The 24,653-nt window shown below is 36.1% G+C and carries 24 protein-coding genes; 22 read left to right on the forward strand and 2 right to left on the reverse strand.

Going from position 1 to position 24,653, the window contains the following annotated elements; all coding sequences use genetic code 11:
• Nucleotides 1–148 precede the first annotated feature (148 nt).
• Complete coding sequence (gene alaS, locus ABW637_RS07180) at nt 149–2,782, forward strand: alanine--tRNA ligase (protein WP_367583970.1); 2,634 nt, start codon at nt 149–151, stop codon at nt 2,780–2,782.
• Nucleotides 2,783–2,839: 57 nt separating this feature from the next.
• Entirely contained in the window at nt 2,840–3,796 is a 957-nt protein-coding gene (locus tag ABW637_RS07185) for a GSCFA domain-containing protein (protein ID WP_367583971.1), read from the forward strand.
• Nucleotides 3,797–3,799: 3 nt separating this feature from the next.
• On the opposite strand, the gene ABW637_RS07190 is transcribed toward ABW637_RS07185, so the two are convergent.
• A complete protein-coding gene (locus ABW637_RS07190) occupies nt 3,800–5,560 on the reverse strand; it encodes an aromatic amino acid hydroxylase (protein ID WP_367583972.1) in 1,761 nt (586 codons plus the stop codon).
• Nucleotides 5,561–5,676: 116 nt separating this feature from the next.
• Between ABW637_RS07190 and ABW637_RS07195 the strand changes: the two genes are divergently transcribed.
• Nucleotides 5,677–7,350: a T9SS type A sorting domain-containing protein gene (locus tag ABW637_RS07195; RefSeq protein ID WP_367583973.1), complete on the forward strand. Its 1,674-nt coding sequence runs from the start codon at nt 5,677–5,679 to the stop codon at nt 7,348–7,350.
• Nucleotides 7,351–7,392: 42 nt separating this feature from the next.
• Here ABW637_RS07195 and ABW637_RS07200 read toward each other — a convergent pair whose 3' ends face one another.
• Nucleotides 7,393–7,830, reverse strand: coding sequence for an META domain-containing protein (locus ABW637_RS07200; protein WP_367583974.1), 438 nt, complete (start codon nt 7,828–7,830; stop codon nt 7,393–7,395).
• A 137-nt stretch (nt 7,831–7,967) separates the two neighbouring features.
• On the opposite strand from ABW637_RS07200, the gene ABW637_RS07205 reads away from it, so the two are divergent.
• From ABW637_RS07205 to ABW637_RS07295, 19 genes are all read left to right on the forward strand, one after another.
• Nucleotides 7,968–8,534, forward strand: coding sequence for a TetR/AcrR family transcriptional regulator (locus ABW637_RS07205; protein WP_367583975.1), 567 nt, complete (start codon nt 7,968–7,970; stop codon nt 8,532–8,534).
• A gap of 103 nt (nt 8,535–8,637) precedes the next feature.
• Nucleotides 8,638–9,711, forward strand: a complete 1,074-nt coding sequence (paaE, locus tag ABW637_RS07210) for a 1,2-phenylacetyl-CoA epoxidase subunit PaaE (protein ID WP_367583976.1) — start codon at nt 8,638–8,640, stop codon at nt 9,709–9,711.
• Between the two features lie 12 nt (nt 9,712–9,723).
• Nucleotides 9,724–10,680 (forward strand): 1,2-phenylacetyl-CoA epoxidase subunit PaaA, encoded by a 957-nt coding sequence (paaA, locus tag ABW637_RS07215; RefSeq protein WP_367583977.1) that lies wholly within the window; start codon nt 9,724–9,726, stop codon nt 10,678–10,680.
• Between the two features lie 63 nt (nt 10,681–10,743).
• On the forward strand, nt 10,744–11,028 hold the full coding sequence (paaB, locus tag ABW637_RS07220) for a 1,2-phenylacetyl-CoA epoxidase subunit PaaB (RefSeq protein WP_367583978.1): 285 nt from the start codon (nt 10,744–10,746) through the stop codon (nt 11,026–11,028).
• Nucleotides 11,029–11,100: 72 nt separating this feature from the next.
• On the forward strand, nt 11,101–11,856 hold the full coding sequence (gene paaC / locus ABW637_RS07225) for a 1,2-phenylacetyl-CoA epoxidase subunit PaaC (protein ID WP_367584460.1): 756 nt from the start codon (nt 11,101–11,103) through the stop codon (nt 11,854–11,856).
• A gap of 53 nt (nt 11,857–11,909) precedes the next feature.
• Nucleotides 11,910–12,413 (forward strand): 1,2-phenylacetyl-CoA epoxidase subunit PaaD, encoded by a 504-nt coding sequence (gene paaD, locus ABW637_RS07230; RefSeq protein ID WP_367583979.1) that lies wholly within the window; start codon nt 11,910–11,912, stop codon nt 12,411–12,413.
• 1 nt (nt 12,414) lies between these two features.
• Nucleotides 12,415–12,783 carry a VOC family protein gene (locus ABW637_RS07235; protein WP_367583980.1) on the forward strand — a complete coding sequence of 123 codons (369 nt, stop codon included), beginning with the start codon at nt 12,415–12,417 and terminating at the stop codon, nt 12,781–12,783.
• A 4-nt stretch (nt 12,784–12,787) separates the two neighbouring features.
• Nucleotides 12,788–13,567, forward strand: a complete 780-nt coding sequence (locus ABW637_RS07240; RefSeq protein ID WP_367583981.1) for an enoyl-CoA hydratase-related protein — start codon at nt 12,788–12,790, stop codon at nt 13,565–13,567.
• A 74-nt stretch (nt 13,568–13,641) separates the two neighbouring features.
• Nucleotides 13,642–14,814: a 3-hydroxyacyl-CoA dehydrogenase NAD-binding domain-containing protein gene (locus ABW637_RS07245; protein ID WP_367583982.1), complete on the forward strand. Its 1,173-nt coding sequence runs from the start codon at nt 13,642–13,644 to the stop codon at nt 14,812–14,814.
• 88 nt (nt 14,815–14,902) lie between these two features.
• Nucleotides 14,903–15,331 (forward strand): PaaI family thioesterase, encoded by a 429-nt coding sequence (locus ABW637_RS07250; protein ID WP_367583983.1) that lies wholly within the window; start codon nt 14,903–14,905, stop codon nt 15,329–15,331.
• Nucleotides 15,332–15,349: 18 nt separating this feature from the next.
• Entirely contained in the window at nt 15,350–15,898 is a 549-nt protein-coding gene (locus tag ABW637_RS07255) for a hypothetical protein (protein WP_367583984.1), read from the forward strand.
• 69 nt (nt 15,899–15,967) lie between these two features.
• Nucleotides 15,968–16,333, forward strand: a complete 366-nt coding sequence (locus ABW637_RS07260; RefSeq protein WP_367583985.1) for a four helix bundle protein — start codon at nt 15,968–15,970, stop codon at nt 16,331–16,333.
• Nucleotides 16,334–16,400: 67 nt separating this feature from the next.
• Entirely contained in the window at nt 16,401–17,609 is a 1,209-nt protein-coding gene (locus tag ABW637_RS07265; protein WP_367583986.1) for a 3-oxoadipyl-CoA thiolase, read from the forward strand.
• 3 nt (nt 17,610–17,612) lie between these two features.
• Nucleotides 17,613–20,108 carry a phenylacetic acid degradation bifunctional protein PaaZ gene (gene paaZ, locus ABW637_RS07270; protein WP_367583987.1) on the forward strand — a complete coding sequence of 832 codons (2,496 nt, stop codon included), beginning with the start codon at nt 17,613–17,615 and terminating at the stop codon, nt 20,106–20,108.
• A 47-nt stretch (nt 20,109–20,155) separates the two neighbouring features.
• A complete protein-coding gene (locus ABW637_RS07275) occupies nt 20,156–20,467 on the forward strand; it encodes a GIY-YIG nuclease family protein (protein ID WP_367583988.1) in 312 nt (103 codons plus the stop codon).
• Nucleotides 20,468–20,511: 44 nt separating this feature from the next.
• A complete protein-coding gene (locus ABW637_RS07280; protein ID WP_367583989.1) occupies nt 20,512–21,264 on the forward strand; it encodes an enoyl-CoA hydratase/isomerase family protein in 753 nt (250 codons plus the stop codon).
• Between the two features lie 82 nt (nt 21,265–21,346).
• Nucleotides 21,347–21,943 carry an acyltransferase gene (locus tag ABW637_RS07285; RefSeq protein WP_367583990.1) on the forward strand — a complete coding sequence of 199 codons (597 nt, stop codon included), beginning with the start codon at nt 21,347–21,349 and terminating at the stop codon, nt 21,941–21,943.
• Nucleotides 21,944–22,058: 115 nt separating this feature from the next.
• On the forward strand, nt 22,059–23,342 hold the full coding sequence (locus ABW637_RS07290; protein WP_445012715.1) for a dihydrolipoamide acetyltransferase family protein: 1,284 nt from the start codon (nt 22,059–22,061) through the stop codon (nt 23,340–23,342).
• A gap of 213 nt (nt 23,343–23,555) precedes the next feature.
• A complete protein-coding gene (locus tag ABW637_RS07295; RefSeq protein ID WP_367583992.1) occupies nt 23,556–24,629 on the forward strand; it encodes a branched-chain amino acid aminotransferase in 1,074 nt (357 codons plus the stop codon).
• The last annotated feature ends 24 nt before the right edge of the window (nt 24,630–24,653 follow it).

The raw sequence follows: 24,653 nt of genomic DNA on the forward strand, positions 1-24,653 counted from the left end.
CGCAACAAATATAGTAAAATGTTGCAAAGTCGAGAAAAAACTGACAAATATAGATTGATTTTTTTTTAGAGTCAACCTGCTTAATAATTTGTTTTTCAGTTGTTTAAACGTGTTTTTGGTGTAAATAAAATAGCAATACATAGAATTTATGAAATCCCAAGAAGTTAGAAATCAATTTTTAGAGTTTTTTAAGTCCAAAAAACATAGCATCGTGGCATCTGCACCAATGGTAATCAAAGATGACCCTACTTTGATGTTTACAAATGCTGGGATGAATCAATTCAAAGAATATTTTTTAGGTAATGGTACCCCTAAAAATAATCGAATTACAGATACTCAAAAATGTTTACGAGTAAGTGGTAAACATAATGACTTAGAAGAAGTAGGTATGGATACCTATCACCATACCATGTTCGAAATGCTTGGAAACTGGAGTTTTGGAGATTATTTTAAAAAAGAAGCAATCCAGTGGGCCTGGGAGTTATTAACCGAGGTATATGGTATTGATAAAGACATACTATATGTGTCAGTGTTTGAAGGTGCAAAAGATGAAAGCCTTGAGATGGATCAGGAGGCGTATGATTTATGGAACGCAATTGTTCCCGAGGATCGCATCATCATGGGTAATAAAAAAGATAATTTCTGGGAGATGGGAGATCAAGGCCCTTGTGGTCCTTGTTCAGAGATTCATGTTGATCTTAGATCCGAAGAAGAAAAAAAGAGAGTTCCTGGTCGTGAATTAGTAAACCAGGATGATCCTTTAGTTGTAGAAGTATGGAACCTGGTTTTTATGCAGTATAACAGAAGGGCGAATGGGTCATTAGAAAAACTACCTGCACAGCACGTAGATACAGGAATGGGGTTTGAACGTTTGTGTATGGCATTACAAGGTGTTAAATCCAATTATGATACCGATGTTTTTACTCCTTTGATTAGAGAGATTGAAACGATTACCAATACTACTTATGATAAGAATAGCCTGCCTGCAGATGAAGATGGCAAGGTAAGTGTCGCAATTCGAGTGATTGCAGATCATGTAAGAGCAGTTTCATTTTCGATAGCAGATGGTCAATTACCTAGTAATACAGGTGCTGGTTATGTAATAAGAAGGATTTTACGTAGAGCGATTCGATATGGGTTTACTTTTTTGAATACCAGGGAACCTTTTATTTATAAGCTGGTAGAAACACTTAGTAAACAGATGAGTGATGCTTTTCCGGAATTAAAAGCGCAAAAAAACTTAATAGTGAATGTGATTAAAGAAGAAGAACACTCTTTTTTGCGAACACTAGATCAAGGATTATCTCTTTTAGATACTGTTATTAAAAAGACTAAAGGCAAAGTGGTTTCAGGAGAGAAAGCGTTCGAATTATACGATACCTTTGGTTTTCCTATCGATCTAACGGCCCTAATTTTAAGTGAACAAGGATATACATTAGATGAAAAAGCTTTTGAAATCGAACTTCAGAAACAAAAAGAACGGTCAAGAGCAGCTTCTCAGGTTTCAACAGGTGATTGGGAAGAGTTGATTAAAGATACTCCAGAAGGTTTTATTGGGTATGATAGCCTTTCTGCAGATGTAAAAGTTACTCGCTACAGAAAGGTGATTAGTAAAAAAGAAGGAGAACTATATCAATTGGTTTTTGATAAAACACCTTTTTATCCCGAAGGAGGAGGGCAAGTCGGAGACAAAGGGTATCTAGAAGCAACTAATGGAGATGTTGTATATATTGTGGATACTAAAAAAGAGAATAACCTGATTGTTCACTTTTCTAAAAGTTTACCCAAAAAAATAGAAGGTGAGTTTAAAGCTGTTGTAGATGGTAAGCAACGAGCAAGAACCGCTTCAAATCATTCTGCGACACATTTAATGCATCAGGCACTTCGATCTATTTTAGGAACCCATGTAGAACAAAAAGGATCAATGGTGCATAGTGGTAATTTGCGGTTTGATTTCTCGCACTTTGCTAAAGTTAGTACAGAGGAATTAAAAGAAGTTGAAGATTTTGTAAATGCTAGAATTCGAGAAAATCTTCCATTAGATGAACAACGTGGCATATCTTATGATCAGGCAATTGCGGATGGCGCTATTGCTTTGTTTGGTGAAAAATATGGCGATGCCGTGCGTGCAATTCGATTTGGTGAATCTATGGAATTATGTGGAGGAACACACGTACAGAATACTAGCGATATATGGCATTTTAAAATCACTTCAGAGAGTGCAATAGCCGCAGGGGTTAGACGTATTGAAGCAATAACAGGTGATGCTGCTAAGGAGTATTTTACTACTCAGTCGGCATCTTATAATCAGGTAAAAGCAGCCCTTAAGAATGTAAAAGACCCTGTTAAAGCAATTGAATCTTTACAAGAGGAAAATATCAGTCTTAAAAAACAAATCGAATCATTACTTAAAGATAAAGCCAAAAACTTAAAAGGAGATCTTAAATCTGAATTTGAAGAAATAAACGGAATCAAATTTTTAGCGAAAAAAGTAGACCTTGATGCAGCTGGTATTAAAGATTTAGCTTTTGAACTGGGAGGAGAACTCGAAAATATTGTAGTAGTATTTGGAGCAGAGCAAAGTGGTAAAGCCTTGTTGTCTTGTTATGTGTCTAAAAATTTGGTAGATGAGAAAAAACTTAATGCTGGGCAAATAGTTCGAGAATTAGGTAAATACATCCAAGGTGGTGGTGGTGGACAGCCATTTTTTGCTACTGCAGGAGGTAAAAACCCAGAAGGAATCAAAGAAGCATTAGAGAATGCGAAACAATATTTAAAGTAATACTAATAAAAAAGCTCCCTCTCTCCCTTAGGGGTGAGGGTTGGGGTGTGGGGCTATATGAATCTACAAACCAAAATATCGCTACCGACTCAAGGGTCAAAAATTGACTATGAGTCCGAAATATTGATGCTAGGATCGTGTTTTGCAGAAAATATAGGTGAAAAATTTGAATACCATAAATTCAAAAATAATATCAACCCCTTTGGAATTTTGTTTCACCCTAAGGCAATCGAAACATTTTTGTGGATGGCTAGTCAGGATGAGCACTATGTAGATTCTGATTTGTTTTATCATAATGAAAGATGGCACTGTTTTGATGCACATTCTTCTTTAAGTAATTCTAATCAAAGGCAATTGCTTTCGGATCTAAATGCAGCTTTAACGCTTACCAAAGAAAAATTACAATCTGCAACACATGTCTTTATTACTTTAGGTACAGCCTGGGTGTATAGATTGAAGGCATTGGATATGTTTGTGGCAAATTGCCATAAGATTCCGCAGAAAGAATTTGAAAAGAGCCTTTTGTCGATTGATGATATTAGTCAAAGTCTTCAAAACTGTATGCATTTAATCAAAAGTCTTAATTCGTCTACTCAAATTGTATTTACGGTTTCTCCTGTACGACATAGCAAAGATGGGTTTGTAGAGAATAACAGGAGTAAATCTCATTTAATTGCAGCAATACATCAAACTATAAGTAATAGTCAAAACCTAAGTTATTTTCCTTCTTATGAAATAATGATGGACGAACTTAGGGATTATAGATTCTATGGATCCGATATGATTCACCCTAATGAAACAGCAATTCAGTATATTTGGGAGCGCTTTTCATCGGTATGGATTTCCGAAAAAGCTAAGAAAACGATGACAAGAGTAGAAGAAATTCAAAAAGGAGTATCCCATCGTCCGTTTAATCCTAATAGTGAACAGCATCTTACTTTCCTTCAAAATTTAGAAAATAAAAAAAACAAGCTTAAAGAAGAATATCCCTTTATGGATTTTAGTAATTCATAAGATCTAAGCTGTTGTAGAACTATTGTTAATTATCTTCAATCCACTATCTATTAGGTGTTTGATTTTTGGTTCTTTTGATTTTATATTTTTTAAATGATTTATGATTTGTGAAGCAAAATTTTCATCCCTGTCATAGACGAGTTCGTAAACTTCTAAAGGTAATAGCCAGTCATTAACGTGATCTTTTTTTATGATATCAAAAACAGCTTCTAAAGAGAATTTAGTGGTTGCACCTTCTCTAATATTTCTTACCGATTGATATAAGGAGTGTAGTTCTTTTTCAGAGGTGCTGTAATTTCTTTTTACCGTTGTCGAAGCAGGGTTATGGGTAATTAAGTTAAAAGAATAGTCATCTGCCGGTCCTGAGAATGCTGATACAATTTCTTTACCTACTGCTAGGTCAAAAGTACCCCATTCGGGTTTAAAGAGATACTCGTCTTTATATTTAATAGTACATTCACTAAATTGAATCAAAATTAACTCTCCTTTAATATTTCGTATCCCAGTTATGTTGGTTCCGGCAACAGTGATTCCGCTTTCAAATTCGAATTCTATATATTCTCCATCATAAAAGTTATATGCTTTTAGATCTCTTGGCGACATGTTTTCTATAGCAAGATTAATACCTTTTAATTTTCCTAGTGGTGATCTAAAACCATTGAGATGAGTATTGATTCCATGGCCAATTAATTCTCTTTCTCTAAATGAGAGTGCAGTAGGTCCTGATGTTTCAAAATAAATAACTTCGTTGTCTTCATTCTTGATCATGCGAGTAAAAATGCCTGAAACCTGTAATCCAGTACTTAATTCAATGGTTCCCATATTTTCTGATTCGATCAATTTTGCAAGTCCTCGATGGCCGCCTTTTCTTAGAGCCATTGTATCTGCAAATTCTTCTAAAACTTGGCATAAGTATGCAAAATCTGGAGTGACAAACAACTGAGGTTGAGGTTTAGTAATGTCAAAATCCTGGAAAGCAGTCTCAGGAGAATAAGGGAGTTTTTTTACATGATCAGTCATGCACCATTCGCTTTCTCCTATCGATGATAATAAGCCAGCTCCATATATTTTAGGCTCATCTACAGTGCCAATCAAACCATATTCTACAGTCCACCAATGTAAATTGCGTATCAAAGCCATCTCCGAAGGTTCTTCTTTTTGATGTTGTAGTACCTCTACCTTTTTTTCGGCCTCTTCTATATCTGTTTGTTTTGTATCATGAGCTTCTTTTAAAATCGAAAGTGTGCGCACAGCTTCATAGAGTTCATAATCTCTTTTTGAAGAAATTGCTTTACAACCAATTTTACCAAAACGCCTTAAATATTCTGCATAGTCCGGATTAGCAATTATAGGCGCATGTCCTGCTGCTTCGTGAATAATATCTGGCGCAGGAGTGTATTCTATATTTTCTAGTTGTCTTATGTCAGACGCAATAACAAGGATATTGTAGGCTTGAAACTCCATAAAAGCATTAGGAGGGATAAAACCATCTACTGCTACTGCCGCCCAGCCAATTTCTTTTAAAATCCTATTCATCCCATACATACTTGGGATTTCATCAATAGAAATACCTGTTTTCTTAAGTCCGTTTAAATAAGAATCATGGGCTACTTTACTAAGAGAGGTAACATTTTTTCGCATTACATATCGCCAAACAGCTTGATCTATTGCAGTATACTCCTCATAATTTTGTGGTTTTATAAATTGTTTTAAATGAGGAGGAAGCCTGTCTAGTAAAGGGTTAGATTCTATATTGATGGACATGTGGGAATTATTTTTTTAATTCAAAAATACTATAAATGGGAAATTAATAGTTTTATTTTAATATAGAAGTATCTTTAAATAGTTAAATTTGTTGTATTGATCTAAAAAAAAAGACTGTGAGATATAAGTTGATAGTAATATTAGGATTGTTTAGCGTGTTATTTGTTAATGCGCAGGTTACTAATGAGGGAGAACCGAATAGCTGGAGTATAGTAAATAAAAAAAGTATTGCCCCTATGCTTATGAAGAGCTTTGATTTGAATAAAATTAAGGCTGAAGATGTTGTAAATGATAAAGACCGAGCTACACCATATAGATTTGGTTATGAGTTAAAAGTGAATCTTGGATTAAATAATTCAGGTGTTTGGGATGAATTCGAAAATGGTGATAGAATGTGGCGCATTAATATCATATCTGATGGAGCTAAATCTATAAATTTTATTTTCGACACTTATAGAGTCCCTAGAGGAGCAACTCTATATGTTTATAATAATGATAGAACAGATGTACTTGGGGCATATACCAATATCTTTAACAGACCGGATGAAATGTTGGGAACATGGTTGGTTGAAGGTGATAATGTATGGTTAGAATATTTTGAACCAGCTTCAGTAAGAGGTCAGGGTAGACTAAATATTGCAAAGGTTATCCATGGATATCGCTCAATAACTGATGCTATGGTTAAGCAAAAAGCATTGGGTAGCTCAGGAGATTGTAATCACGATGTGGATTGCCCTGTGGGAGCAGATTTTGATGCCCTAAAGGATGAACTAAAAAGATCGGTTGGATTTATTATTCTTAATGAATTTGTGTGTACGGGAACATTAATAAATAATACAAGCAATGATCAAGCTCCTTATTTTTTAACGGCTAATCATTGCGAATCTGGTTCTACATCCACCTGGGCATTTCGATTTAATTGGATTAGCCCCGACCCTTCTTGTGGAACAACTTTAGCCAGTGAAGATGCTGCAGAGGATCAAACGACTAGTGGTGCAACTGTATTGGCTTCTAATCCAAAATCAGATATGAAGTTACTTCAATTAGATGGTGGGCTTGATGCAGCTTGGAATCTAATTTGGGCTGGTTGGGATAGAACAGGTAATGCTCCAGACTTTGTTGTGGGGATCCATCATCCGGCGGGAGATATTATGAAAGTTTGCCGAGAAGATATCCCTCCAACTAAATTTTTACTAGATTTTAATGGAGAACCACAAACAGAGACATGGCAAATTGAAGATTGGGATATAGGAGTAACAGAAGGAGGATCATCGGGTTCGGCAATTTTTGATCCAAATGGTAGAATAATAGGCCAACTTGCAGGTGGTAGTGCCGCGTGTAATGGAACCGATGATAACAATCTGCCGGATTTTTATGGTAGATTTGATACTTCATGGGATTTTGGTGATACAGATTCAAATAGTTTAAAACCATGGTTGGATCCAGAAGGAACGAATGCTACAACACTAGATAGACTTGCTCAAGATGGATCAACACCTCCTACGCCTCCAGATCCTACTCCTCCAACACCCGAAGAAGAAACAGAAGAAGTTGTCTTGTTTTTTCAACCTAATAAGGCGGTAGTAACTATTTCTAATACAATACCTAATAACATAGTAACGTATTCGATTTATGATATTTCTGGGTCACTGGTGGATTCAGGTAAAGTGATTAGTGAAAAAGAAGATGTTAATGTGACCGATAAATCGTCGGGAATGTATTTTGTGTATATAGAAAATTCTAACGGTACTTCGTTTACTAAGAAAATAATAATTAGTCAAAAATTCTAAGACAGAATCATAGTATTTTGCTGTAAAGGAGAGCTGTGCTATTTATTGAGGTGTTTTTATCCCAATAAATAATACAGCTCCTTTATTATCTTTTAAAAGTAGGGAATCCTTTTTAATGATTTTGACCTTAACTTCAGCAAGTGATTTAAAAAATTCTTGCTCTAAGGCTGTTTTTTTTGGACAGTGCATCTTAGATGCCATAGGATAACCTAAAGAAATAGACTCTTTTTCAGTAGTGTATTTGCAAGAAAATGTATTGCAACCAGAATAACCAGATACAGAGCTACGCTCTTCATCAATAGTGATATGAAGTTTTTCTTCAGAAACATTTTTTCCGTTAAGGAAATTTATAAAAAATTTATTTTTTTGTGTAACCTGGGTTTTTATTTCCTCTTTCTCAGCGATCTTCTGACTTTTTTGATTACATGTATTCGCGTTGGCAAAGGTTAGAAAGAATAAAGTAAGGATTAGATATTTCATGTGTACATCTTCTTTTTTATGAATGAAAGGAGGGTGTTAAAGTAACAAATTTATCATAATCTGGGTTTTTAATTGCAAAAACATATTTTATAAAAGATTAAAATCTATTTTTATGGGGAATAAATAGATGCCAATTAATGAAACCTGAAAGCCGAAAGCAAGAAATTATCAATGCAGCATCCATTCTTTTTAAAGAAAAAGGATATAGCGCAGTGACCATGAGAGATTTAGCAAAAGCTATGGGAATTAAAGCTGCTAGCTTGTATAATCATATCCAATCAAAGCAGGAGATTTTGTCTACGATTATAATAGAGCTTGCAGAAGAATTTACGACAGGGATGAATCAAATTGTAAACTCGAATGAGAATTCAATCCAAAAATTAGAAAAGATTATTGGCCTACATATAGATGTTACTTTACGAAATGCAGATGGATTAGCTTCACTTAATAGTGATTGGATGCATCTTGAAGAAGAAAATCTTCAGCATTTTGAAAAAATGCGACATGATTATGAAGAGAATTTTAGAAATATAGTGCAAAATGGCGTCAATAAATCAGAAATAAAGCCATGTAACATTGAGATTATGGTGTTTTCTACACTTTCTACTTTAAGGACACTCTATCTGTGGTATCCTCAAAAAGATATTGATGCAGACATATTAAAGCATGATATGATATCTGTATTACTTAAGGGGATCGTCTAATTGATGTTGTTTGGCATCATTAAAATTAACAAACAATTAGTTGTGTATAAAACTAACAATCGTTAGTTTTGTTTAGCTATAACGTTATAGTTAAACAAAACTTATGACAGATTTTTATCCCATACAGGTTTCTGAAGTCAATAAAGAAACTAAGGATTGTGCGTCTATCACTTTTGACATTCCAGAAGAGTTAAGAGAACATTTTTTGTATAAACAAGGTCAGCACCTTACTCTTAAGGCATCTGTTAATGGTGAAGAGGTGAGACGTTCCTATTCTCTTTGCTCTAGTCCTATTGAAAATAAATGGCAAGTAGCCGTAAAGCGAATCAAAGGGGGAGTGTTTTCAAATTATGCAAATGATATATTAAAAGAAGGAGATGTTGTAGAATTAATGCCTCCTACAGGTAGTTTTTTTGTTGAAATAGATCCTTCTACGGCTAAGAATTATGTTGTTTTTGCCGCAGGGAGTGGTATTACACCAATTTTATCTATTATAAAAACTCATTTAGCAGCAGAGCCAAACAGTACTTTCAAGCTTTTTTACTTGAATCGAAACGCTAAATCAATTATCTTTAAAGAAGAGATAGAAGCACTTAGGAACACATATTTTGGACGTTTAGAAATATTTTATTTTTTAACTAAAGAACAGCGTGATATTCCATTACTTAATGGAAGGTTTACAAGTGAAAAAATAAAAGAGTTAACCGATAAAATAATTGATGTTACTAATGTTGATGAATGTTTTATTTGCGGACCTGAAGAAATGATATTTCTAATTAGAGATGAGCTGGTAAAGGCTGGTCTGTCTAGTGATAAAATTCACTATGAACTTTTCTTCTCTGGTGTTACCGAAGAGGATAAGAAAAGAGCTGCAGAAGCAATAGAACATAAGTTTGAAGGAACCGAGGTTACCATTATCGATGGAGGAAAGGAATTTCACTTCGAAATGGATGATGATTATGATAATATTCTAGACGGAGCCTTGGGTGCAGGTGCAGATTTGCCTTTCGCATGCAAAGGGGGAGTCTGTAGTACTTGCAAATGTAGAGTGGTAGAAGGTACTGTCGAAATGAAAATAAATTACGCATTAGAAGAAGACGAGGTGGCAAAAGGTTTAGTGCTTTCTTGCCAGGCAGTTCCAACAACCGAAAAAGTAGTTGTTGATTTTGATGTATAAAACTCAAACATTATGAGTGAAAAAGAAATAAAGAATTTAGAGGAAATTTTTGAGCAAAGAATTGCTCGAGACGAAAAAATTGAACCTAAGGATTGGATGCCAGAGAAATATCGAAAAACACATATTCGACAAATTTCTCAACATGCACATTCAGAAATTGTTGGCATGTTGCCCGAAGGCAATTGGATCACCCGTGCACCTTCGTTACGAAGAAAAGTCGCCTTGCTTGCAAAAGTGCAGGATGAGGCTGGTCATGGATTGTATTTGTACAGTGCTTGTGAGACGTTAGGTATTTCACGAGAAGAACTGTACGAGCAGTTACATACGGGCAAAGCAAAGTATTCGAGTATATTCAATTACCCAACAATTACTTGGGCAGATATGGGTGCTATCGGTTGGTTAGTAGATGGTGCAGCTATTATTAATCAAGTACCACTTTGTAGTACTTCATATGGGCCATATGCTCGGGCGATGGTTCGTGTTTGTAAAGAAGAAAGTTTTCATCAACGACAAGGATTTGAAATTATGATGAAACTGGCCGAGGGTAGCCCTGAGCAGAAAGAAATGGCTCAGGATGCTTTGAATAGGTGGTGGTGGCCTTCATTAATGATGTTAGGGCCTACAGATGCAGAATCTGTGCATACAGAACAATCTATGAAATGGAAACTGAAACGGAAAACTAATGATGAGTTGCGTCAACAATTTATAGATCAAACTGTTCCGCAGGCGGATTTAATCGGACTTACTATTCCGGATCCAGATTTAAAATGGAATGAGGAAACAGGGCACTATGATTTTGGTGAAATTGATTGGGAAGAGTTTTGGCAGGTAGTAAAGGGTCATGGGCCTTGTAATAAAGAACGATTATCTGCAAGAGTAAATGCATGGGAAGAAGGAGAATGGGTTCGCGATGCAGCAATGGCTTATTCTAAAAAACAAGAAGATAAAAAGCTTAAAAAAGCAATTTAAATAAATTCCTTGCTTACTCCTTTCTCCCTTTGGGAGAGGGGCTGGGGGTGAGGGCTGAGAGATATGAAAAACAATTGGCCACTTTGGGAAGTGTTTGTAAGAAGTAAAAATGGTTTAGAACACCGTCATTTTGGAAGCCTTCATGCTGCCGATGCAGAAATGGCATTAGAAAATGCTCGAGATGTATATACACGTCGAAACGAAGGTGTAAGTATATGGGTGGTAGCATCTAAAAACATTACGGCTTCTAATCCCGAAAACAACGGAGAATTATTTGAACCAGCTCAGGATAAAGTATATAGACATCCTACGTTTTATAGTTTACCAGATGAGGTAAAACATATGTGATGGGCAAGAGCGAAGTCACCCCAAGCGGAGTCGAAGGGTAGGATCTGCTTAATTAAAAGCAAACTTTAAATGATGAAAAACGAAAATATAATACAATATATCTACGGGATAGCGGATAATGCACTAGTTCTTGGTCAACGTTTATCAGAACTATGTGGTCATGGACCTAATCTAGAAACCGATATTGCTTTAACCAATATGGCACTAGATCTTTTGGGGCAAACAAGAAGCTATTATCAGTATGCGGCTCAACTTTCAGAAGATGAAAAAACCGAAGATGATATTGCTTTCTTGAGAATTGAAAGACAATATAAAAATGTTTTACTAGTAGAGCAGCCAAACAGACATTTTGGTTATGTAATCACAAGGCAATTTTTTTATGATGTATTTCACCTTTTGCTGTTACAAGAATTACAAAACAGTAAAGATGAAACACTTTCTGCTATAGCAAAAAAAGCAATCAAAGAAGTAAGTTACCATCAACGATTCTCTTCAGATTGGATAAAAAGACTAGGAGATGGTACCAAAGACAGCCATCAAAAAGTTCAGGATGCTGTAGATGGTCTTTGGGGATTTACCGATGAGTTATTTCATATGACTGAAGACGATAAAATGGCTTTTGAATCAGGAATAGGAGTTGATGTTACAAAACTTAAAGAAACGTATTATAAAAGAATAGGCGAAGTACTTGAGGAAGCTACATTAACCATCCCCGAAACCAAATGGTTTCAAAAAGGAGGTAAGCAAGGAATTCATAGTGAGCATATGGGATATTTACTTGCTGATTTACAATATATGCAACGTACATATCCAAATATGAAATGGTGATACCATCATAGAGGTTGTCATCTCAGCGTAAGCTGGAATCCATATTAAAAAAAATGACAGTAGAATTAGAACAACATATCGATCCAAACTTAATTTCGGTTCTGGAAAAAATATCAGATCCAGAAATCCCTGTATTGTCCATTATGGATATGGGGGTGGTTCGTTCTGCAAATGTAGTAGATGATGTAGTTCAAATAAAAATTACTCCAACGTATAGTGGTTGTCCTGCTATGGATGTAATCGGCGAGGATATAATTGCTGCGTTTCAAGAAAAAAATATGAAAGCAAAAGTTGGTCTGGTCTTATCTCCTGCATGGACAACAGATTGGATTACTCCAAGAGGTAGAAAAGCTTTAGAAGAATACGGAATAGCGGCTCCGCTTGATGAAGAGGCCGATAAAGAAGCGTTGCTTGGTAATAAAAAGATTGTAAAATGCCCTCAATGTAGTTCAACCAACACAAAAATGGTAAGTCAGTTTGGTTCTACTGCCTGTAAGGCAATGTTTCAATGCGAGGAGTGCCTGGAGCCTTTTGATTATTTTAAATGTTTAAAATGATATGTTAGGACTAAGAACAACAATATATAAAGTGAGTGATCTTGATAAAGCCAAGAAATGGTATGCTGAGGCTTTTGGTAAGAAGCCTTATTTTGATGAACCTTTTTATGTAGGGTTCAATATTGGTGGATATGAGCTGGGATTACTTCCAGAAGAAGAAGCTAACGAAGATAAAAAATCTGATAGTGTACTTTCCTATTGGGGTATTGAACATATAAATGCCGAATATCAAAAATTATTGGATTTAGGAGCAACCGAACATGAAAAACCAACTAATGTAGGAGGAGAAATCGTAGTAGCATCTGTAAAATGCCCATGGAATAATATTATAGGAATAATTTATAACCCAGAATTTAAAATAGAAGATTAAAAATATGCCTTCAATAGAATTGCAAATTGATAATGGAGTAGCGAGAGTTACACTAAACCGCCCTGAAACCTTCAATAGTTTCAATAGAGAAATGGCTTTATTGTTACAAAAAACATTAGATGATTGTACTACTAATGATGAGGTAAGGGCTATAGTTCTTACCGGTAACGGAAAAGCATTTTGTGCAGGTCAGGACCTCAATGAGGTAACATCTCCAGAATTAAACCCTGGTTTCAGAAAAATACTTGAAGAGCACTATAACCCAATAGTGGAAAGAATAAGAACGATCGAAAAACCTATTATCGCGGCTGTAAATGGTGTTGCAGCTGGAGCCGGAGCAAATATTGCGTTGGCTTGTGATATAGTGGTAGCTATTGATACGGCGAGTTTCATTCAGGCATTTAGTAAGATAGGATTAATTCCTGATAGTGCAGGGACTTTCTTCTTGCCTCGGTTAATTGGTTTGCAAAAAGCTTCTGCTTTGATGATGTTAGGAGATAAAGTAAGTGCAAATGAAGCAGAACAATTAGGTATGCTTTATAAAGTATTTTCTGCTGAAACCTTTGAAGAAGAAGTGGCAAAACTAGCATCAAAAATGGCTAAAATGCCAACAAAAGCTTTAGGATTAACCAAGAGATTATTAAATCAGTCTTTGGTAAACACTCTAGAACAGCAATTAGCTTTAGAATCAGACTTGCAAATAGAAGCTGCAGAAAGTGAAGATTATTCAGAAGGCGTAAATGCATTTATAGAAAAAAGAAAACCTGTATTTAAAGGCAAATAAAAAGTACGATTTACGAAGTACGAATTCAGAAAAGAAAATCTAAAATCGTCAATCGTAATTATTAAATCAAAAATATGATTGTAGGCGTAATAGGATCAGGAACTATGGGAAGCGGTATTGCACAAGTGGCTGCTACTTCTGGTTGTAAAGTGAAAGTATTTGATACAAAGCAAGAAGCATTGGATAAGAGTAAGCATGCTCTGGAAAAAATTCTTACCCGATTAATCGAAAAAGGAAGGATCGATCACGCTGAAAAAGATCGTATCCAGAATAATATTTCTTATGTTGATTCTTTAAAAAATTTAAAAGATACAAACCTTACCATTGAAGCAATCATAGAAGACTTGGAGATTAAAAAGAAAGTGTTTTCAGAATTAGAAAGCTATGTTTCCGAAGATACTATTATAGCTTCTAATACCTCTTCTCTGTCTATAGCATCCATAGCTTCGTCCTTGCAAAAACCCGAACGTTGTATTGGGATTCATTTCTTCAACCCGGCACCATTAATGAAACTGGTTGAAGTAATTCCGGCAGTGCAAACGTCTTCAGATATAACGAGCAAGGTTGTACAGATCATAGAAGGTTGGAAAAAAGTTGTAGCTATAGCCAAAGATACCCCTGGTTTTATTGTAAATCGTGTTGCGAGACCTTTTTATGGGGAATCTTTAAGGATTTATGAAGAAGGTATAGCAGATGTAGTCACTATTGATTGGAGTTTAAAAACGCTTGGTGGTTTTAGAATGGGCCCTTTTGAGTTAATGGATTTCATTGGTAATGATATCAATTATACGGTTACTGAAACTGTTTTCAATGCATTTTATTTCGATCCAAGATATAAACCTTCATTTACCCAAAAGAGATTATCTGAAGCAGGGTATCTTGGAAGAAAATCGGGTAAAGGTTATTATGAGTATGGTAATAATGTTGTCAAACAAGCTCCTAAAGAAGATGCAGTACTTGCAAACTATATACTTGATAGAGTACTTGTGATGTTAATCAATGAAGCGGCTGATGCACTATTCTGGAATATAGCTTCAGCAGAAGATATTGATAATGCCATGACCAAAGGAGTAAATTATCCTAAGGGATTATTAGCTTGGGCAGATGAAAAAGGAATGGATTGGTGCGTGAATACACTGGATAAGTTGTATGACGAGTATCGAGAAGATCGCTATCGATGCAGTCCTTTATTAAGAAAAATGAAGAGGGAAAATAAAACATTTTTTAATAAGTTGGTGAGTAGGTGAGAGATGAGTTAATTAGTGATTGTAATATTTAAGAGCGTAAAATGATAACCTCTTTTAAAAGGCATCTAAAGTCAAAAATGAATAGTAAATGAACTCAAAATCTCACATACTGAAGGACTCACAAACCATCCCGGAAAAGATGCTATCACAAGATGCCTTTAGCCAATGGTTAGGTATTCAGGTTTTAGAAGTTGAAAAAGGTAGATGTAAAGTGGGGATGACCGTTAGAAAGGAAATGTTGAATAGTATGGGCAAAGCACACGGAGGAATATCGTATAGCTTGGCAGATACAGCTTTTGGTTTTTCGGCCAATACGCATGGTAAATACGCTGTATCTATTGAAACTTCGATCAATCATATTGAAGCTTTAGAAGAAGGAGATTTTTTAACCGCCGAAGCAGTGACCGATATAGCTAAAACCAAAATCGGATTTAATATAGTTGAGGTGAAGCGCGGAGATCAAATTGTAGCACTATTTAAAGGTGTAGTATATCGAACGAATAAAGATTGGGAATAAAACCTAAAAAATTAATAAATGAGAAAGTATTTTGTAACAATAGTGGTCCTTTTATTAGTTGTTTCTTGTGGAAAAGAACCCAAATCCAAAACAGAAACACTTTCTGGAACGGGAACTGAAACTATAGAAAAAACTCAAGAGGTTTCGCAAGAAGAGGCTGCCCAAACTCTTAACGATGTATTCAATTCTGAAATTAAAATCGATGTCGATGAAACTGTTTTTGTGATTGATAACGGTAGTAATAGAGTAACCGAAGATATGTCGGCAGGGATTATGACTATGCTTGCTCCTCAACCCTATGGTCAGTTAAAAGAACAATTAGAAAAAGAACCCAGCCAAGAAGGGTATACGCTTGTTGGTATTGAAGAAATAGAAATAGAAGGTAGAATAGTATTACAACAAAAATCGATGATGGTAGATGAGGTTGGTGATGAGATGATCATGATGATGCACGCATTACCGGCTGGAGATAAAACAATGATGATATCATCATTTTACCCTAAAGCAGAAGAATCAAAATATTTACCACTAATTGAAAAAGCGGTATTATCGGCTAAACTTAAGTAAAGCAATAACGAATACAGAGCAAGAGAATAATGAATAATGAAGTTTTTGTTTTTGGAATTGATTAAATAAATGAAAGAAAAAAAATATGATATAGAAGCTAGGTTAATTCAATTTTCAATTGCTATTATTTTGGCAAATGGGAAATTAGATGGAAGCTATGCCTCTCAACATTTATCAAAACAATTGATTCGATCAACAACATCTGCTGCATTAAATTATGGTGAGGCTCAAAGTGCAGAATCTTCTCGTGACTTTCAGCATAAAATGAAATTATGTCTAAAAGAATTAAGAGAATCACTTGTAAACTTAAAAATTCAAAAAGGAGCGAAATTAATTAAAGAAAGCAAGGATCAAGAAGATCTTTTAAAAGAAAATAATGAACTAATTGCGATTTTCGTAACAAGTATTCGAACTTCAAAAAACAAAAGCAAATGACAATCATAAATATTGTATTGAGGTATATTTCGATATTCAGTATTCAAAATTCAAAATTCGATATTTAATGGAAGCATATATCATAGACGGAGTTCGTACTCCTATCGGAAATTATAAAGGTACGTTATCAGCAGTTCGTACTGATGATTTAGGGGCGCTGGTTATTCAAAAATTAGTTGAAAATAATCCCAATATCCCAAAAGAAGCCTATGATGATGTGATCATGGGGTGCGCAAATCAGGCTGGCGAGGATAATCGTAACGTAGCACGTATGTGCTCCTTATTAGCAGGATTACCTTTTACCGTTCCTGGAGAGACGGTAAATCGCCTTTGCAGTTCTGGATTATCAGCTATTATTCATGCAAATCGTGCGATTAAAGCAGGTGACGGAGATTTATTTGTTTCTGGTGGAGTCGAAAATATGACCCGTGGCCCTTATGTGATCGCTAAACCTTCATCGGCTTTTGGAAATGATTCTAAAATGTATGATTCTAGCTTTGGATGGCGTTTCGTAAATCATAAAATGCATGAATTGTATGGCACCGATGGTATGGGTAATACTGCCGAGAATCTGGTGGAAAAATATAATATCTCTCGTGAAGATCAGGACGCTTTTGCCTACAGGAGCCAGATGAAAGCAACCAAAGCTCAACAATCTGGTAGACTGGCAAAAGAAATTACAACAGTCGAAATTCCGCAACGAAAAAAAGATCCAATTCAATTTACCAATGATGAATTTGTAAAGCCGACTACGACTAAAGAAATATTAGGAAAGCTGAGACCAGCCTTCAAAAAAGAAGGTAGCGTGACCGCAGGGAATTCTTCAGGATTAAATGATGGTGCTGCAGCAACAATAATTGCATCCGAGGATGCGGTAAAAAAATATAATCTAAAACCTATTGCCAGAATTGTAAGTTCAGCAGTAGTAGGTGTAGAACCAAGAATTATGGGTATTGGCCCAGTGCAAGCTTCTAATAAAGCATTAGAAAAAGCAGGAATCACCATGGACGATATAGATGTTATTGAGCTTAATGAAGCCTTTGCATCTCAGGCGTTAGCATGTATTAGAGAATGGGGATTAGCAGATAACGACCCAAGAATAAATCCTAACGGAGGCTCTATTGCAATAGGACATCCACTAGGGGTAACAGGAACCAGAATTGCATATTCTGCAGCTCTAGAATTACAAGAACAAAAGAAACGTTATGCCTTAATCACCATGTGTGTCGGCGTTGGCCAAGGATACGCTTGTATAATAGAAAACACAAATCTCTGATTGATGAAAAAATTAGAAAGCTACATAAACGGAAAATGGGTATCGGGTTCAGGAGATGGAACCGTAATGCATGATGCCGTTACAGGAGAAATTATAGGGGTGTCAACCACAGAAGGATTAGATATTCCAGAAGTACTGCAATACGGTAGAACCAAAGGTGGAGAAATTCTTCGAAAAATGACTTTCCAGGAACGTGGTAATATGCTGAAAAAATTAGCATTGTTCCTTACCAAACGCAAAGAAGAATTTTATGAGCTGAGTTACCGTTCTGGTGCCACTCGTGTAGATAGCTGGATTGATATCGAAGGTGGTTTCGGGAATTTATTTGCCAATGCATCCTTGAGAAAACTTTTCCCAAATCAACCGTATCATGTAGAGGGTGATCCTATTGATCTTTCTCGTGGAGGGCGGTTTATGGCACATCATATTCTAGTACCTAAAAGAGGAGTAGCAGTGCATATCAATGCCTTTAACTTTCCCATTTGGGGAATGCTCGAGAAATGTGCAGTAAATTGGATGGCAGGAGTACCAGCTGTTGTACTACCAGCACCGCAAACTGCGTATCTAACAGAAGCTGTGGTTCGTGTGATCATAAATTCAGGAATTCTTCCAGAAGGATCATTACAGTTACTAAGTGGTATGACTAAAAATATCTTAGATACCGTTGAATCTCAGGATGTGGTAACTTTTACAGGTTCTGCGCACACAGGAAGAATTCTTAAAGCGCATCCTAGATTGATTGAAGAATCAGTTCCGTTTACTATGGAAGCAGATTCTCTTAATGCTTCGGTATTAGGAAAAGATGCAGTACCGGGAACGCCAGAATTTGATTTGTTTATCAAAGAGGTACGCAAAGAGATGACTGTAAAATCTGGTCAGAAATGTACGGCAATACGTAGAATTATAGTGCCTTCTGACTTTGTTGAAGATGTGCAAATAGCTTTAGGGAAACAATTAGATAAGGTGACCATTGGAGACCCAAGACTAAAAGAAGTAAGAATGGGTGCTTTAGCGAGCAAGCAGCAAGTAGAAAGTTTTAAGAATAATGTTTCTGCGATTGCCAAAACAGCCCAAATGGTCTATGGTAATCTTGATAAAATTGAAACGATTGGAGCTGATGCACAAAAAGGTGCCTTTGTCCCTCCAATTTTATTAAGAGAAGATCATCCATTTAAGAATACTGATGTTCATGAGATTGAAGCTTTTGGTCCGGTGTCTACAATAATGCCTTATGATACATTAGATGACGCAATTACATTATCCCAAATGGGTAAAGGGTCTTTGGTGTCTTCTATTTTTACATATGATGATAAAATTGCCAAAGAGTTTGTGGTAGGAGCGGCTTCGCATCATGGGCGTATTTTAGTAGGAAACCGAGAAAATGCCAAGCAAAGTACGGGTCATGGTTCTCCATTACCAATGCTTACACATGGTGGCCCTGGACGTGCAGGGGGAGGAGAAGAAATGGGAGGTATGCGAGGCATTAAGCATTATATGCAACGATGTGCAATCCAAGGAACACCAACAACACTTACAGAGATTACAGGGATCTATCAGGCAAATTCGGCCTATAAAGAATCAGACAAACACCCGTTTGCATATCATTGGGAGGATATAGAACCTGGTATGTCTATTAAAACGCATAAGCGTACAGTTACCGATACCGATATTATCAATTTTGCAAATCTTACCTGGGATCATTTTTATGCGCATACAGATATCACTTCTTTGGATGGAAGTATTTTTGAAAAACGTACTGCACACGGATATTTCATTCTGGCAGCGGCAGCAGGATTATTTGTGTATCCAAATAAAGGACCGGTAGCCGCCAATTATGGGCTAGAAGAATGTAGATTCCTAAGACCAATCTATCATAACGATACTGTGTATGTTAGATTAACTTGTAAGCAGAAAATAGATCGTGATCATAGAGGGAAAGAGCTCCCAAGTGGAATTGCAAAATGGTTTGTCGAAGTTTTTGATCAAGAAGATGAGTTAGCTGCAATAGCCACCATTTTGACAATGGTACAGAAAAAATCACCATTTATACAAGTTGATCGATCTAATATTGAAGGATATTTAGCAAAGCTAAAAGAAGATACAAAACCAAAATGGGGAACGATGACTTCTCAACATATGGTAGAGCATCTTGAGAAAACAATCAGAATTGGGGCGGGGCAGATTCAAAATTTTGAAATAGCTACTCCAGAGAAATATTTGGAGAGAGTACAGGAAATGATTTATAATCATAAACAGATGCCAAGGGATGTGTATCATCCTTTAATGAGAGAAGGAGCATTAGAAGATTTGATTCACGAGGATCTTACTTCTGCTAAAGCTAAATTATTAGAGGCCTATAATGAGTTTGAAATATATTTTAAAGAAAATCCAGATGCGATAACTAAGAATGCTGTCTTTGGAGAAATGAATAAGTTCGAGTGGGATTTATTGAATGTGAAACATTTAAACCATCACTTGGAACAATTTGGGATACTCTAATAACGTCAATGCGCACTTGTTGCGCATTCGGTCGAAATTAAAAAGGAATGTCTAAAAATTATTATACATATATTCTTACACACCAAAGAAATCATATTTTCTATGTAGGAGTGACAAATAATATTGAAAGACGGATGAGTGAGCATAAGTTAGCAACTTTTGGAACACACGTTGGACGTTACAACATTAAGAAATTAGTGTATTTTGAAGAGCATTCAGATATTAGAGTTGCGATTAGAAGAGAAAAGACCATTAAAAAATGGAAAAAACAATGGAAGATTAACCAAGTAAATGAGTTAAATCCAGAATGGATAGATTTAAGTATAGATTGGGATTTTACAAAATATAATAAAGAATAGCTTAAACCGAATGCGCAACAAGCACGCACTGACATAATAATAAGATGAGTGACCCATACGTAAATATCAATATAGAAAATGGAGTAGGAACCATAGAGTTTTTTCATCCTGCCCATAATTCATTACCAGGAGATATTCTGGCAAAATTAGCACAAACAATTACCGAAGCTGGAGAGAATAATGATATTAAAGTAATTGTACTAAAAAGTGGTAGAGACAGGACCTTTTGCGCAGGAGCAAGTTTCAAAGAATTAATCAATATTAGTGATGCAGAAACCGGAAAAATATTTTTCTCTGGTTTTGCCAATGTAATCAACGCAATGCGCAAATGTCCAAAGTTCGTAATTGGACGTATACAAGGAAAAACTGTTGGAGGTGGAGTAGGATTAGCAGCGGCAACTGATTACTGTATGGCAACAAAATATGCATCGATCAAACTGAGCGAACTTAACGTTGGTATCGGCCCATTTGTAGTGGGACCAGCTATAGAACGCAAAATAGGGCTATCTGCAATGACACAAATAGCCATTGATGCAAACTCATTTTATGATGCAGAATGGGCGAGAGATAAAGGATTATTTACCAAGGTCTTTGAAGATGTTGAAACGTTGGATGCTGAGGTAAAAGCTTTTGCAGAACACTTATGTACCTATAATCCAGAGGCAATGGAGGAGATGAAAAGGGTATTTTGGGAAGGAACAGAGCATTGGGATACACTATTAGCAGATAGAGCGGTAATTAGTGGAAGATTAGCACTAAGTGAATTTACAAAAGAAACATTGAAGCGGTTCAAGTAATTTAAGAGGCGCGATTTTAGATTGACGATTTTTCGTTGAAGAGTTAGAATCGTAAATCGTAATTCAAAAATCTATAATAGAAATGATTTACAGTTTCAAAGGATATATACCCGTAGTACACGAAAGTAGTTTCGTGCACCCCTTGGCTGCAGTAACCGGTAATGTGATTATCGGCAAAAACTGTTACATAGGCCCAGGAGCTGCAATTCGTGGTGATTGGGGCGAAATTATCCTTGAAGATGGAGTCAATGTGCAAGAAAATTGTACTGTGCATATGTTTCCGGGTAAGTCGATTGTACTCAAAGAAAGCGCCCATGTAGGTCATGGAGCCGTAATCCATGGTGCAAATCTGGGCCGCAATTGCCTGATTGGTATGAATACTGTGATTATGGATGATGCAGAGATTGGTGATGAATGTATTGTTGGTGCGATGTCTTTTGTAAAAGCAAATACTGTTTTTACTAAGCGCAGCTTAATTGTTGGAAATCCTGCCAAAGTTATCAAAGAAGTGAGTGATGAAATGATAGCCTGGAAAACCAAGGGGACTCAATTATATCAGCAGTTGCCAGCAGATTGTTATGAATCATTACAAGAAGTAGAACCGTTACGAGAAATACCAAAGGATAGACCAACACAAGAGGCCTTTTACAGGACTTTGGAAGAGTTTAAAAGCAAATAAGTTTATGAATTTGTCATCCCAGACTTGATCTGGGATCCATGATAATAATATAAAATATTAAACTAACGAACATTAGTTAACCAAAATGACAACAATAGAATTAAAAATGCCCAAAATGGGTGAAAGCATATCAGAAGCGACCATTCTTAATTGGTTAAAGAATGTTGGTGATACGGTACTAGAGGACGAAACTATCCTCGAAGTGGCTACGGATAAAGTAGATTCTGAAGTCCCTTCTCCATGTGATGGTGTAATTGCAGAAATACGTTGTCAGCCTAATGAAGTTATTGAGGTAGGAAAGGTAATCGCCGTAATACATGCGGATAAGGACTTAGCAATGAGAAAATCAAAATCTAAGGAATTAGATTCTGAAATTTCTCTTGATAAAAAACATGAAAAAGCTTCTCTCCCTCTGGGAGAGAAGTCCGGAGGACAGAGAGGGCAATTTAAGTTACAAGGTTCATCCACAAACAATGCATTTTTATCTCCCTTAGTCATTAGTATCGCACAAAAAGAAAACCTCACTATAGAAGAAGTACAGAGCATTCCTGGTACAGGAGCAGATGGGCGAATTCGTAAGAGTGATGTGATGCAATATCTTAAGAATAGAAAATATCCATTACCCAGTAGACCACAGGTTCAAACTTCAAAATTGTCATACAATGCACCACCTATTTCTTTTGTAGAAGGAAAAGATCGTATTGTAGAGATGGATCGTATGCGTGGTATGATCGCAGATCATATGGTGTATTCTAAGCACACTTCTCCGCATGTGACAAGTTACATCGAAGTAGATGTTACCAATATTGTAAACTGGCGAAACAAGGTGAAGCAGAAGTTTCAGGATATGCATGGAGAGAAATTAACTTTTACTCCCATTTTTGTAGAGGCAGTAGCCAAAGCAATTAAGGAGTATCCAATGATTAATGTCTCGGTAGATGATAAAAAAATTGTGGTGCATAAAGATATTAATGTGGGTATGGCAACGGCTTTACCAAGTGGTAATCTTATCGTTCCGGTGGTTAGAAATGCTGATGAAAAAAATCTTTTAGGATTGGCTAAAAATGTAAACCACTTAGCGAATAGTGCGCGAAATAATGCATTGAAACCAGATGAAATAGGAGGAAGTACGTTTACTATTTCTAATGTGGGAACTTTTGGCAGTTTGATGGGAACTCCGATTATTAACCAACCGGAAGTTGCAATTCTGGCTTTAGGAATCATTAAAAAACGGCCTGAGGTCATTACAACAGATAAAGGTGATGAAATAGCAATTAGAAGTATGATGTATTTGTCTTTATCATTTGATCACCGCGTAGTAGATGGATTTTTAGGAGGTTCATTTTTACGCAAGGTAGGTGATGAACTAGAAGCTTTTGATATAAATAGAGAAATTTAAAGAATTACGAATATGAATGTAGAATTACGATTAAAGTAAATATGTTCCCTTTCCTCTGGGAGAGGGTTAGGGTGAGGGGTTGTTTTATTTTATTACCTCTCTCCTGAAATGAATAGAAAATATAATAAATACCTAAGCGCGCAAGGGATAGAAGTTAGCTACCATGTAGCACGGATAGCCCGACCCGAAGGGATGCGCCCTAAATAATACAAAATGGAACCAGAAATCAAAATTACAAGAACTTCAAATTCAGGATTAAAAGATATTGATTTTGATAACATTCCTTTGGGAAGAACCTTCACAGATCATATGTTTATCTGTGAGTATGAAAATGGAGCATGGCAAAACCCAAGGATAGAACCTTTAGAGTTAATCCCAACGCACCCGGCTGCGATGGCATTGCACTATGGGCAAGCAATTTTTGAGGGTATGAAAGCCACTGTTGGTCAGGATAAGACACCTTTATTATTTAGACCAGAAGAAAATGCAAAACGTTTTAATCACAGTGCTGCACGAATGGGAATGCCATCGGTGCCAGAAGAACTTTTCGTAGAAGCGGTAAAACAGATTGTTGGGGTAGAACATAATTGGATACCACCACAAGAAGGAAGTGCTTTATACCTAAGACCATTTATGTATGCCGATGAACCTTTTATAGGAATGCGAGCTGCAACAAGTTATAAGTTTATTGTGATTTGTTCTCCTGCAGGACCATTTTTTACAAAAAAGATCCGATTATATGCCGAAACTGAATATATAAGGGCAGCAGATGGAGGAACTGGAGAAGCAAAAGCAGCTGGAAATTATGCCGCCGCTATCTTACCTACAGAAAAAGCCAAAGCCAAAGGATATGATCAAGTATTGTGGTTAGACGCAAACGAGCATAAATATGTACAGGAAGTGGGTACAATGAATATCTTTTTTAAGGTAGCGGGTAAATTTATTACCCCAAGTACCAGTGGATCGATTTTAAAAGGAATCACAAGAGATAGTGTGATTACATTACTAAAAGATAAAGGCTTTGAGGTTGAAGAGCGTCCAATTACTATTGATGAGGTCATTCAGTTTTCTAAAGAAGGAATACTAGAAGAAGCTTTTGGAACAGGTACTGCAGTAGCAATTGCTATGGTAGAGGCTATTGGTTATAAAGATGAGTTGATCACATTACCAGATTCAAATCCTGTTAGCCGAGATATGAAAAATGCATTAGACGAAATTAAAGTTCAAAAACGAAAGGATATCCATGGATGGATTATTCCTGTGGATGTTGAAGAGAAGGTAGGGTAAAATAATTTACGAATGTAGAATTAA

This window comes from Aquimarina penaris (assembly GCF_040786285.1).
GTDB lineage: Bacteria > Bacteroidota > Bacteroidia > Flavobacteriales > Flavobacteriaceae > Aquimarina.